Origin of the sequence: Pedobacter borealis DSM 19626 (genome assembly GCF_000708285.2) — a bacterium.
GTDB classification, from domain to species: Bacteria; Bacteroidota; Bacteroidia; order Sphingobacteriales; family Sphingobacteriaceae; genus Pedobacter; species Pedobacter borealis.
This window is the reverse complement of record NZ_JAUG01000021.1, coordinates 43,479-56,707: the sequence shown is the minus strand read 5'-3', so window position 1 is coordinate 56,707 and position 13,229 is coordinate 43,479. Positions and strand designations below refer to the sequence as shown.

General features: G+C 37.2%; 12 protein-coding genes. All 12 read left to right on the top strand.

What is annotated here, in order from left to right:
• Positions 1-162 precede the first annotated feature (162 nt).
• The 12 genes from AW17_RS23570 to rseP all read left to right on the top strand — a co-directional run bounded on the left by AW17_RS23570 (position 163) and on the right by rseP (position 13,182).
• Positions 163-336: a Txe/YoeB family addiction module toxin gene (locus tag AW17_RS23570; protein WP_083488657.1), complete on the top strand. Its 174-nt coding sequence runs from the start codon at positions 163-165 to the stop codon at positions 334-336.
• A gap of 100 nt (positions 337-436) precedes the next feature.
• Complete coding sequence (locus AW17_RS08515; RefSeq protein ID WP_029275711.1) at positions 437-2,476, top strand: BatA domain-containing protein; 2,040 nt, start codon at positions 437-439, stop codon at positions 2,474-2,476.
• Positions 2,473-3,729, top strand: coding sequence for a dihydroorotase (locus AW17_RS08510; protein WP_029275710.1), 1,257 nt, complete (start codon positions 2,473-2,475; stop codon positions 3,727-3,729). The genes AW17_RS08515 and AW17_RS08510 overlap by 4 nt, the downstream gene beginning before the upstream one ends.
• Positions 3,730-3,829: 100 nt before the next feature.
• The gene (locus AW17_RS08505) at positions 3,830-4,498 is read left to right on the top strand and encodes a hypothetical protein (RefSeq protein WP_029275709.1); all 669 of its coding nucleotides are present in this window, start codon (positions 3,830-3,832) and stop codon (positions 4,496-4,498) included.
• A gap of 12 nt (positions 4,499-4,510) precedes the next feature.
• The gene (locus AW17_RS08500) at positions 4,511-5,116 is read left to right on the top strand and encodes a DUF4199 domain-containing protein (RefSeq protein WP_029275708.1); all 606 of its coding nucleotides are present in this window, start codon (positions 4,511-4,513) and stop codon (positions 5,114-5,116) included.
• Positions 5,117-5,703: 587 nt separating this feature from the next.
• On the top strand, positions 5,704-5,865 hold the full coding sequence (locus AW17_RS24420; protein ID WP_167343653.1) for a hypothetical protein: 162 nt from the start codon (positions 5,704-5,706) through the stop codon (positions 5,863-5,865).
• A gap of 116 nt (positions 5,866-5,981) precedes the next feature.
• Entirely contained in the window at positions 5,982-6,929 is a 948-nt protein-coding gene (locus tag AW17_RS08495) for a glycosyltransferase family 2 protein (protein ID WP_029275707.1), read from the top strand.
• 77 nt (positions 6,930-7,006) lie between these two features.
• Positions 7,007-7,975, top strand: a complete 969-nt coding sequence (locus AW17_RS08490; RefSeq protein ID WP_029275706.1) for a glycosyltransferase family 2 protein — start codon at positions 7,007-7,009, stop codon at positions 7,973-7,975.
• Entirely contained in the window at positions 7,972-8,760 is a 789-nt protein-coding gene (locus AW17_RS08485; RefSeq protein ID WP_029275705.1) for a hypothetical protein, read from the top strand. Before AW17_RS08490 ends, AW17_RS08485 begins: the two co-directional genes overlap by 4 nt.
• A 42-nt stretch (positions 8,761-8,802) precedes the next feature.
• On the top strand, positions 8,803-10,350 hold the full coding sequence (locus AW17_RS08480; RefSeq protein WP_051691708.1) for a GH3 auxin-responsive promoter family protein: 1,548 nt from the start codon (positions 8,803-8,805) through the stop codon (positions 10,348-10,350).
• A gap of 253 nt (positions 10,351-10,603) precedes the next feature.
• A complete protein-coding gene (locus AW17_RS08475) occupies positions 10,604-11,764 on the top strand; it encodes a 1-deoxy-D-xylulose-5-phosphate reductoisomerase (RefSeq protein WP_029275703.1) in 1,161 nt (386 codons plus the stop codon).
• A gap of 29 nt (positions 11,765-11,793) precedes the next feature.
• Entirely contained in the window at positions 11,794-13,182 is a 1,389-nt protein-coding gene (gene rseP / locus AW17_RS08470) for an RIP metalloprotease RseP (RefSeq protein ID WP_029275702.1), read from the top strand.
• Positions 13,183-13,229: the final 47 nt, after the last annotated feature.

The following is a 13,229-nucleotide window of genomic DNA, read 5'->3' as shown; positions in this document are numbered from 1 at the left end:
TTCTAAAAGATAAATATGATAAGAGCCTTCAGAAAGTTCAAACTTATCAAGTTCAAAGTATTCGGTTAAGCCTTCAGGAAGTATGAAAGATAGTAGTGTGGTGTCCAAAACAAAGTATTTTCACAAAAATAATCAAACTTTAATACTCCCCAACTTTTTTGCTTGATCCTTGATCACCCAACCACTGGCGCAGGGAAGCCTGAACTAAAGAAATATAATCTGTCTGGCTTATATTCTCGAAGGATAACACAAAAACATAGATTGGTTTATCAGATTAATGGTGAAGAAGTAAGTGTATTGGTTTTGGCTGCTGCTGGGCATTATGGCGATAAATAGAAACAGATATTAAATTCTGATGCGTATTAATCTATGTTGATATCCAAATAATACATTTCAAATTCGCCACTTTCCATAATTTTTCTATCTTTGGTTTTTAATGAATTTCCTTTATCCGGGCTTTCTTTTTGCACTAATATCGGTTGCCATCCCGGTTATCATTCATTTATTCAATTTCAGGAAGTTTAAGAAGGTTTATTTTTCTAATGTTCAGCTTTTAAAAGAAGTAGAACAGCAAAATTCTTCTAAAGAAAAACTTAAAAACCTGCTTATTCTGTTGTCGCGGATTTTGGCAATTATCTTTTTGGTCCTGGCATTTGCCCAGCCTTATATTCCAGCGCACAATCAAAAAACAATTGCTTTAAACAATGTAGTAAGCATTTATATCGATAATTCTTACAGCATGGAAGCCATTAATAAAGATGGCAACCTGCTTGATGAAGCCAAGCGGAGGGCAAAAGAACTGGTAAAAGGTTTTGGAATGAACGATCGTTTTCAACTCCTGACCAATAATTTCGAAGGAAAACACCAACGATTGTTAAACGAGGAAGAGTTTTTAAAAGCATTGGATGATGTTAAAATCTCGGCAGCAAACCGTAATCTCCAACAGATACTAAACCGGCAGGGGAATGTTTTAACTGGTTCTGTAAATAAGTATAGCTTTCTGATCTCCGATTTTCAAAAAAATATCTCCACCACCAATAAACTCGATACAAAAGCAGATATTCAATATTCATTTTTGAAACTGAATGCCAATACGCTTCCGAATATTGCAATAGATAGCGTTTGGGCACTTTCGCCAAATCATCAGCCGGGAGCAAATGAGCGTTTGGTTGTACAGTTGAAAAATTACGCTGAAGAGGAAGCGAAAAATATCCCTTTAAAGCTCAGCATCAACAACCAACAAAAAGGATTGGGTGCTGTAACCATCCCTGCAGGTAAAACGGTTAAAGATACCCTGAATTTCTCCGGACTGAACGCAGGCTGGCAAAAAGGTATCATCAGCATTAAAGATTTTCCGGTAACCTTTGATGATACACTTTCCTTCAGTTTTAAGGTAGATGAAAGTTTTCCTGTTCTGAGTATTAACGGAGCCAATACAGGCAATTACATTAAAGCACTGTTTGCCGCGGATCGTTATTATAAACTCACCGAGAATGCCGAAAGCAATGTGAATTATAGCAGTTTTGACAGTTACGGCCTGATTGTGTTGAACGGTTTGAAAAATCCATCAACAGGATTGGCACAACAGCTAAAAACCTATCTGAATGCAGGTGGTACGGTGGTGCTTTTTCCTGATTTAGATGCCAATATTCAAACTTATAACTCATTTTTAAGCGGATTGTCGCTCCCTGCCATTCAAGGTTTAAATACCACACCAAGCAAGGTTGATCAGATTGATCTGCAAAATCCTATTTTCAAGACTGTTTTTGAGGAAATCCCTAAAAATCTTGATCTTCCAACAGTTTCCCGCTATTATTCTTTTGTAGAGAAAAACACCTCCAATAAAGAAGATATTATGTTATTGCCTGGCAGAAAAACATTTTTCTCCAAATATGGCGTAGGTAACGGGCAGGTTTATTTATCTGCTTCAGGGCTTAATACAAGTGACGGGAATTTAGCCCGTCATCCGGTGTTCGTGCCTTTAATATATCGTTTGGCATTGAGTGGAGGAAATGAAACGCCCTTATACTACAACCTCGGTAATGATAATGCCTTGGCGGGTAAAAAGATTACGCTGGGTAAAAACCAAAGCTTAAAAATTACTGCAGATGGTTTTGAGGCGATTCCTGAAATCCGTCAGGCAAATGGGAAAACGCTGATTTACATTGCCGATCAGATAAAAAATGCAGGCTTTTATAACCTGAAACTTGCAGATTCGCTACTTGCTGTTTATAGTTTCAACAATGGCAGAACAGAATCTGATATGCATTATTTAGACAAAACAGAACTCAATCAGTTGGCTGACAAAGGCAACCTTAAAATATTCGATACCGATAAAGATGCCGTTAAATTAATTGCCGGCACTAATAAAATCGGGCAGACTTTATGGAAACTTTGTCTAATTTTGTCGCTGATTTTTATTGCAGCAGAAATTTTGCTCATTCGATTTTTTAACAACACAAAAAAAACAATATGAATCTCCTGGTTAAAAATGTAGCCATTGCCGATCCGCAAAGTAAATTCAATAATCAACAATGCGATGTTCGGGTAGAAAATGGCAAAATTAAAAACATAGGTAAATTAACTGCCGATAAAAACGAAACTGTTTTTGATGCTCAGGGTGCTTTCTTAACGCCAGGTTTTTTCGATCTAAACTGCGTAGCTGGCGATCCGGGTTTCGAAACTAAGGAAGATATTCAAACATTAACCGCAACGGCAAAAGCTGGAGGTTTTACAGGCTTAGCTTTATTGCCGCAAACCAGTCCGGTTGTGCAGTCAAAATCTCAGGTAGAATACATTATCAATAGGGCCAAAAACAATTTGGTTGATGTGTTGCCAGTTGGTGCGATAAGTCAGAACCGTGAGGCAAAGGAGCTTGCCGAGCTGTTCGATATGCAGCAGGCAGGTGCGGTTGCTTTTTCTGATGGTGATAGGGCCTTACAAGATGATGGTTTTATGAGCCGTGCTTTGCAATATGCAAAAGGTTTCGATGCACTATTAATGGTTTATCCCGAAAATAAATCCATAGCTGGCAAATCGCAGATTAACGAGAGCAAAAACTCTGTGCTGTTGGGCATGAAAGGTTTACCAGCATTAGCCGAAGAAATGCATATTGCCCGCGATATTTTCCTGGCATCTTATAATGAAACCAAAATCCACATCAGCAATATTTCAACTGCCGGGGCTGTAGCTTTGATTCGTAAAGCAAAAAAAGATGGCGTTCAGGTTTCGTGCGATGTAACCGCACATCACCTTGTGTTTACAGAAGAGCTTTTAAGCGATTTTGACAGCAACTACAAGGTTAAGCCACCACTGCGTGGAAAAGCAGATGTAAAGGCGCTAATTGCCGGTTTAAAAGATGGAACCATTGATGCCATTACTTCCCAGCACCGTCCTGAAGAAATCGAATTTAAAAATGTAGAGTTCGAAATTGCGCACTACGGCATCATCGCTTTACAAACCGTATTACCACTATTATTAAAGGCTGGATTGGATATTGCTTTAATTGTAGAGAAATTGGCCATTAATCCACGTAAATTATTAAATTTAGCTATTCCGGTAATCGAAGAAGATGCTGATGCCAACTTTACTGTTTTCAATACAACAGAAAAGTGGTTGTACAATGCCACAAGCAATTATTCAAAATCGGCAAACAGTCCGTTATTGGGTGCTGAGCTAACAGGAAAAGTAACTTTGGTTTATAATAATAATCAGTACTGGGAGAATTAGTTAAAAATAGCTGACAATACAATATAGATGCTGAAATAAATTCAGCATGACGATCAATTTAATGAACTAATAATCCTTAAATCTTAATAATCCTAATCGTATGGACAATAGAGTAAAAAAAGCACTAAGTGCAGCCATTAACAAGTATGCTGAGGTTTCAGCTACCAATGTAGACGGTTTTGAAACAGAATTATTAGCTGCTTTTGAGCTTGATGTTAACTTTTTAGATAAAGCAACTGCTTTCGATGCCGTTTTCGATGCTCACCCGAAATTTGAAGAATTACGCGAAGTATTTTTCGATTTATTAATGGTGAATTTCTTTAGCAGTGACGTACAGAAACTGGAAGACGACTATTTAGAAAGTGATGAATGGGCGAATATCGAAGAAGAAACCATAGATAGAGGAACAGAATTGTTAAACCTTTTGCTTTACATTAAAGAGTGTAAGGATGAAGATTTAGATCCTGAATTGGGCGATTTCTTAAAAGAATTTTTATTGGTAGAAGATGATGAGTTTCAGGATGAATTTGAGATTTACGAAGAACTGATCAGTAATCAACAATTAGCAGAAACCAGTATAGAAGAGATTTGTAAAACAGCTGCAAATTTAAATATCAGTGAAGAAATGCAAGAATTGTTTGTTCCATTTATGACTTTTTTCCTCGATGTTGAGGGAAGTGCAGAAACAACAAAAGAAATAATTCAGTTTAGCAGTAACAAATCGTTCGATTCTGCTACTTATATATTAATTACAACAGTAAATAATTAAAATAAATTTATCATGGAACAACAGATACTTCAGGAAGAAAAGAAACCAAAGGTTTATGAAGAGCTTTTTAAAAGCGGTTTAATATTGGGAGTCGAAATGTTTGTTTTGGGTATTGCATTACTATTCCTAATGCAGGGAGTAGATTCTTTCTGGACAATGGTAATCATTTTTCCCTTAGTATTTTTAGTAATTGGTCCTATCGTGCTATCAGTTTTTATATGCAGAAGTCTTCGGAAAAATATTGGGGGTTATTGGACATTTAAACAGGCTCTAAAATCGATTTTTATTGTTTTTTTTGTCGGTTGGTTGGTTTCATTTGGTTTGAACTTACTTTATACTAAAATCATTGACACTACTTCAACAGAAAGGATGCAAGAACACATTAAAGAGAAAACGATAGCATTTATGAAAAATCAAAATGTTGATCAGGATAAATTAGATGAGGAAAGTGCTAAAATGGATGATCAGTTTGCTAAACAAAATGAACTAACTCCTAAATCGGTATTCAAAAATATTACAATAGCAATCTCAATAATTTTTGTGTTTGCTCTGATTTTTGCAGCTATTTTTAAAAGAGAAAGACCAGTTAAACTGGAAGATTTTCCAACTCAGGCTTAATTTCTTTTATAAATTTTTGAACGTGCAGGTTTTATCATTTAATTTGATGAAGGTTGCACGTTTTTTTTTCGCTATCTCGAATACATTACATCCCGCTATCTTTGACTGATCCAAAAAAAGTCGTCATCTCCTGAAGCGCAGTCCCGAACTTTCGGGAGAGAGATCTATCGAATTAGATTTCTCGACTTCGCTGCGCTACCATTGACGTTATTTTACAAACTACTAATAATCAACATTTTAACCGATTTTGTGTTTCCGCCCAACTAGGCCGCAGCACCGTATCCCCGTTCTACTTAAATCCGGCCTAACAAATTTTTCGGGTTGCACTGTTCTGGCCGCACAACTGTTTTTTTTTTTGATGCCAAAAAGAAAGAGCCCTTCGGCGGCGGCGAGCCGAGGCAAGCTCCTGGTGTATGGAAAAAGAAAACAATTGTACGTCACTCATATTGATTTTTATAAAATAAATTACCCCTCGAAATGACGACATTGGGAGTATAACGATTTACAATTTATTGCTGAGGGAAATTTAAAAAATGAAATAACTATCTTTGAAAGAAATACTTGGTCAAAATTTAATTCCTTAACAAATGGAAAATAATAGTAACATTGAATTAAGAGAAAAGATACGTTTAGGTCTTAGCCTAGCTTTCAAAAAATTGGTTGCCTACAAAGCTAAGAATGACGGTGTTTTGGTTTTTTCAGACCAGGGAAAAATTGTGAGAGTAAAAGCTAAAGACATTAAATTATAATTAAGATCAAAAATTTTGAACGTGCAGGTTTTATCATTTAATTTGATGAAATTTGCACGTTTTACTTTAAACAAACCTCGCAGGTTTTTAAAACCTGCGAGGTTTATGCTTAAAAAATGGATATATCAGTTGTAGTGCCCTTATTTAATGAAGATGAATCTTTGCCAGAATTAACGGCATGGATTGATAAAGTGATGATCGACAATAATTTCAGCTATGAAATTATTTTGGTTGATGATGGTAGTACCGATAGATCGTGGGAGGTGATCGAAGAATTAAGGCTTCAAAACCCTGCTATAAAAGGCATCAAGTTCAGAAGGAATTACGGTAAATCGGCAGCTTTAAATGTTGGTTTCGAAGCTACTCAGGGCGATGTGGTTATTACCATGGATGCCGATTTGCAGGATAGTCCGGATGAAATCCCTGAATTGTACCGTCGCATAAAAGAAGAAAAGCTTGATATCATTTCAGGCTGGAAGAAGAAACGTTACGATCCGATTACTAAAACTATCCCTACAAAATTATTCAACGCCGCTACCCGTAAAATGAGCGGTATAGCGCTGAACGATTTTAACTGTGGCTTAAAAGCTTACCGTAGCGATGTGATCAAAACCATCGAAGTTTACGGCGAAATGCACCGTTATATCCCGGTAATTGCCAAATGGGCCGGATTTAGTAAAATATCCGAGCAGGTGGTAGAACACCGTGCCCGTAAATATGGCACAACTAAATTTGGTTTCAGCAGGTTTATAAACGGCTTTTTAGATTTACTCTCTATTTTCTTTGTCGGTAAATTCGGTAAACGCCCAATGCATTTTTTTGGTTCGTTAGGCGTTTTAAGCTTCTTTATCGGTATAATTATGGCGCTTTACATATTATTCGAAAAGAAATATTTGATATGGCAAGGTTTAGCCTATCGCGATGTAACCGATCAGCCTTTGTTTTATTTATCACTGGTTGCCATTGTTGTTGGTTCGCAGATGTTCTTGGCAGGTTTTATTGCAGAACTCTTATCGCGCAACGCACCAGAAAGAAATCAATATTTAATCGAGAAGAGGGTATAAGGTAAAAGGTTTAAGGCGTAAGGTTTATGCGCCGAAACCCTCAACCTTTTACCTTTCACCTTTTACCTCTAGTAAACATGTTTTTCTCCATCATCATTCCACTTTACAATCGTCCTCAAGAAATTGACGAACTATTAAACACCCTAACTAAACAAACCTATTTGCAGTTTGAAGTTTTGGTTATTGAAGATGGTTCGAAAAACGACGCAAAAGCAATTGTAGCTTCTTATGCAGATAAACTGGATATCAAATATTACTATAAGGAAAATGCCGGACAGGGGTTTGCCCGTAATTTTGGTTTCGAAAGGGCTACAGGCGATTACTTTGTTATTTTCGATTCAGATTGTTTAATTCCTGCAAATTACCTCGAAACGGTTAAAAACTATTTGTATGAGCATCATTTAGATGCCTATGGCGGTCCGGATGCTGCACATGATAGCTTTACGCCTGTGCAAAAAGCAATTAGTTATGCCATGACTTCGCCTTTCACCACTGGTGGAATCCGCGGAAACAAACAGCACGTAGGACAATTTCACCCACGCAGTTTTAATATGGGGGTTTCCCGTCAGGCCTGGGAGAAGGTAGGTGGTTTTATCCTGACGCGATTGGGCGAAGATATCGAATATAGTATCCGTATCCATGAAAACGGCTTTAAAATCGGGTTGATCCCGGATGCAAAGGTTTACCATAAACGCCGGACGAGCTTTAGCCAGTTTTACAAGCAGTTACACTTTTTTGGCAGGGCAAGGATTAATATTTACAAATATTTCCCAAAAGAATTAAAACTTGTACATTTTTTTCCAGCCTTGTTTACATTGGGTTTTGGTTTCACCATTTTGTGTAACTTTATATATCCTCCATTGGCATATGTTTGTAACTTCTTCTTATTGATTTACTTTATGTTGATATTTTTTCATTCATGGTCTGTAAATAAATCGTTAAAAGTTGCATTTTTGAGCATTATATCTTCATTTATCCAATTAACCGCTTATGGTTTAGGATTTATACAGGATTTATTTAAACGAGTGGTATTCAAACAACAATGATAAATTACCTAAAAGAAAGTACGTTCGCCGTTAATGATGTAATTCAAAAGGCGTGGAGCATTACCAAGAAACACTATTTCTCGATTGCTACACTATGTTTTCTGATGTTTATCACTGCAAGTGCTTCGAGCCTAATGGCCTTTTTTATTAAGGATGTAAGTAAGGCCTTGAGTGTAATCATGGTGATTATTTTTGTGCTGCTTTATTTTACCATCAATCTTTCGCTTTTCAAATACATTTTCCATTTAATGGACGATGAAGAAACCGATGTGAAAATTGTAGATACGCTTCCAACCAGGCAACAAATTATAAGGTTCCTGGTAGCTACCCTTTATTTTGTAGGTTGTATCCTTGGTGTTTATCTGGTGGTAATCCTGGTTGCTTTTCCTTTTATTTATACTGGGATTAATGTAGCCATTGTTAAAAACGTGGCCATTTCAGTAGGCATTATTGCCATTTTTATCACTTGGTTAAGAATTTCTTTCTTCCCGTTTTTTATTATTGATAAAGGTGCAACGCCTTTCGATTCGATTAAATTGAGTTTAGCTACTACTAAAGGAAATTTTACTAAGATTTTATTGCTATTGGTTGTTTTAGGCGGAGGGTATTTAATCTACCTGTTGCTAAACTACCTGCAATGGCCACTAATCGCTTTCATTGTAAATATTTTAAGTTCATTTATCATCGTTCCACTTTCGAGTGTAGCACTAACTGTTGCATACCGCAAAATTTCGAGCGAATATAAAGGCGATGAGCATCCAGATATTTTGCATAATATCGTTTAACCCCCAGCCCCTGAAGGGGAGTTAAAAATCAGATTAAAATTTATGGAAAAAGAAAAGAACGGCAGAAAGGAAAAGGCCCCTTCAGGGGGGTGGGGGCTTAAAGCAGCATTAAGTAAACCCTTTGCGGCATTTGCAGTTTGGCAGATTAACAAATGGAAAAATAATGCTGTAAATGCTCAGCATAACATCCTGAAAAAGCTTATTGATGAGGCTAAAAATACTGCATTTGGAAAAGATCATCATTTCGCCGAGATTAAAACCTATGCTGATTTTAAAAAACATGTTCCCGTTCAGGATTACGAAGGATTAAAACCCTATGTAGATCGTGTAGTAGCAGGCGAAGCTGATGTACTTTGGAAAGGTAAACCACTTTATTTCGCCAAAACATCAGGTACCACTTCAGGTGTAAAATATATTCCGCTATCGAAAGAATCGATGCCTGAGCACATCAAAGCTGCCCGTAATGCCATCCTAACTTATATTAATGAAACAGGTAAGGTTGATTTTGTAAATGGAAAAATGATCTTTCTTCAGGGAAGTCCGGTTTTAAGTGTAAAACATGGAATCAATGTTGGGCGTTTATCGGGCATTGTGGCGCATCATGTGCCTGCTTACCTGCAAAAGAACCGATTACCTTCTTACGAAACCAATATTATCGAAGATTGGGAACAAAAAGTTGATGCCATTGTTGAGGAAACCATTAATGAAAACATGACCTTGATTTCGGGTATTCCACCTTGGGTACAGATGTATTTCGATAAACTATCTGAAAAATCGGGAGGGAAGAAAATTGCCCAAATATTCAGGAATTTTAGCCTTTTTATTTACGGAGGTGTAAATTTTGAACCCTATCGGGCAAAAATTGAACAAAGTATCGGGAAGAAAATTGATGCTATAGAAACTTACCCAGCTTCGGAGGGATTTATTGCCTATCAAGATTCGCAAAAAGATAAAGGACTATTGTTACTGGCCGATGCAGGGATTTTTTACGAATTTGTTCCAGCTGATGAATATTACAATGATAATCCAACACGGTTACCGCTTAGTGAGGTTGAACTAGATACCAACTATGCGTTAATTTTAAATACCAATGCAGGTTTATGGGGTTACAGCATAGGCGATACGGTGAAGTTTGTTTCTAAAAATCCTTACAAAATTGTGGTAACCGGACGGATTAAACACTTTATATCTGCCTTTGGCGAACATGTAATAGGAGAAGAGGTAGAACAGGCGATTTTAAGTGTGGCCAATGAAGAAAAGGTAGAAATTACAGAATTTACAGTTGCGCCTCAGGTTAATCCGGAAGCCGGTCAATTGCCTTATCACGAGTGGTTTATAGAATTTTCGTCTGCACCAAAAGACATGACAGCTTTTAGTAAAAAGGTTGATGAGGCTTTGCAAAAGAAAAATATTTATTACTTTGACCTGATTGAAGGGAAGATCCTTCAGCCATTGATTATACGTACTTTGCAAAAAGATGCTTTTGTTAACTACATGAAAAGTGAAGGTAAATTAGGCGGACAGAATAAAGTGCCACGTTTGAGTAATGATCGCAAGCTAGCGGAAGGGTTGGAGAGGTATATTGTTTAACTAATCTTCCTCGGTTCGTGTCCTCACGAAACGAAATGAGGAAAGTAGTTCGTGGAGACACGAACCACGGCATTGGAGCGAAGTGCAACACAGTCGAGAAATCTGTCTAGATAGATCTCTCCATTCCGCTTCACTCCAGTCGAGATGACGATTGGCTCAACAGATGCTTTTCAGAATGACAAAAGCGGGTGAACGATAAAATGATGAATAAAATGCTTAATTTAACCGTAAGCGTTACGATATTAAAAACGATTTGAAAAGAATAACCATATTAGGTTCTACAGGAAGTATAGGTACACAAGCACTAGAAGTGGTAAGTGACCATCCTGCAACATTTAAAGTTGTTGTATTATCTGCATTAAAGAATTCAGCGTTACTTATTCAACAGGCGAAGGAATTTAAGCCAGCCATTGTTGTAATCTGTGATGAAAGCAAGTACGGCGAAGTTAAAACTGCTTTGTCTACGCTAAATATTAAAGTTTTGGCAGGCGAAGCCGCATTGTCAGAGGTTGCTGCTTATGGCGATAGTGATGTGGTATTAACGGCATTAATGGGCTCTGTAGGATTAAAACCTACTATTGCTGCGATTAAGGCTGGAAAAAATATTGCTTTGGCCAACAAAGAAACCTTGGTTGTAGCCGGCGAACTGATTACTCAACTGGCAGCGGAATACCAAGTTAAAATTTTACCTGTCGATTCAGAGCATTCAGCAATATTTCAGTGTTTGGTGGGCGAGGAGCAAAATGAAATCGAAAAGATTTATTTAACAGCTTCAGGCGGACCATTCTTGGGCAAAACAAAAGATTTTTTATCTACAGTAAAGAAAGAGCAGGCTTTAAAACATCCCAACTGGGTGATGGGCGCAAAAATCACGATCGATTCTGCCTCTTTAATGAATAAAGGCCTGGAGGTAATTGAGGCAAAATGGTTGTTTAACCTTGATGTAGATCAGATTGATGTAATTGTTCACCCTCAATCCATCATTCATTCCATTGTTCAGTTTACCGATGGATCGATGAAGGCACAAATGGGTGTCCCGGATATGAAACTGCCTATTCAGTATGCTTTAAATTATCCCGACAGGCTAAAAAACAATTTTAAGCGTTTTAACTTCTTAGATTATCCAAACTTTAGCTTTCAAAAAGCCGACATGGAAACATTCAGGAATTTAGACCTGGCATTTACTTCTTTACGAAAGGGAGGGAATATGCCTTGTATTTTAAATGCCGCGAATGAAATTGTTGTTGAAGCATTTTTGAAGGATAAAATCGGTTTTCTGCAGATGAGCGAGGTTATTGAACAGTGTATGGAAGAAATTAGTTTTGTTGAAAAACCACAATTGAGTGATTATTTAGAAACTGACAAACATAGCCGTATCTTAGCCGGCGAATTAGTAACAAAAAGTATAGTTTAACATCTAACATAAAAATTTTATAAGAGAATATGAATGGATTGATTATGGCGGGGCAGCTGCTGCTCGGATTGTCTTTATTGGTAATATTACACGAATTAGGGCATTTCTTGGCAGCCAGGGCATTTGGTATTAAAGTAGAAAAGTTTTATTTATTTTTTGATGCCTGGGGTTTCAAACTTTTTAGTTTTAAAAGAGGTGATGTTGAATATGGAGTGGGATGGTTGCCACTTGGTGGTTACGTAAAAATTGCCGGAATGATTGATGAGAGTATGGATACTGAGCAAATGGCTCAACCTGCTCAGCCATGGGAATTCCGTTCTAAACCAGCCTGGCAACGTTTAATTGTGATGTTGGGTGGTATTATCGTAAACGTAATCGTGGGTATTTTTATCTTCTGGATGTTAACCTTCAATGTCGGGCAAAATTATACCGTTAACAGCAAACTGAACGATGGTATTTCTGTAGGCACAATTGGGAAAGAAATCGGTTTAAAAAACGGAGATAAGATTTTGGCCATCAACGGCAACAAGTTAATTCGTTTTGAAGATGCTATATCGAGCAAAGTATTGTTTGATGGAGCCCAGTTGACCATTTTAAGGGAAAATAAAACACTTTACATTTCTGTTCCTGATATTATTTTAAATAAAATATCGAAAAACGATAAAGAGAATTTTATCTCGCCCAGATATACGATGGAAAGCGTAGAAAAGGTAAGTGCACCTGATGAAAAAGCAGATAAACCATCTTTTTTTGATAAACTGTTTGGCAGAAAGTTCGAGAAACCCGTATATCCAGCTTATGCGGCAGGGATTAAACCAGGCGATAGCATTTTATCGGTTAATGGAAAACAGATTACTTTCTTCGATCAGTTTAAAGAAGAGGTTTCTAAAAACAAATTAAAACCAATTACCATTAATGCGCTACGCAAAGGCAAAGAAGTAAAGTTCGATCTTAAAGTGAGCAAAGATGGAACCATTGGGATTATCCCTAATTTAAAAATGCCTGAAACTGCACATGTAGATTTTGGCTTTATAGAATCGTTACCAGTTGGTGCAACCATGGCATGGAGCACTTTTGTAGATAATGCAAAAGGGATTGGCAAAATGATAACCGGAAAGTTAAGTGCGCGCAACATCAGCAGCCCGATTGGGATTGCCAAGGTGTATGGCAGTACTTTCGACTGGGTTAAATTCTGGACTTTAACAGGATTAATTTCGATGGCATTGGCATTTATGAATTTATTACCTATTCCGGGCTTAGATGGAGGTCATGTAGTGTTTCTTTTAATCGAGATGGTACAACGTAAGCCTGTAAGTGAAAAAGTGCTGGAGAAGGCGCAAATTGTGGGTTTTGTGATCCTGATCTGTTTAATGGTGTTTGCTTTTGGTAATGATATTTTAAAATCTTTCGGTAAGTAAAACCAAATTTATATAATTGCCGCAGATGCGCAGATTTGACGAATCAA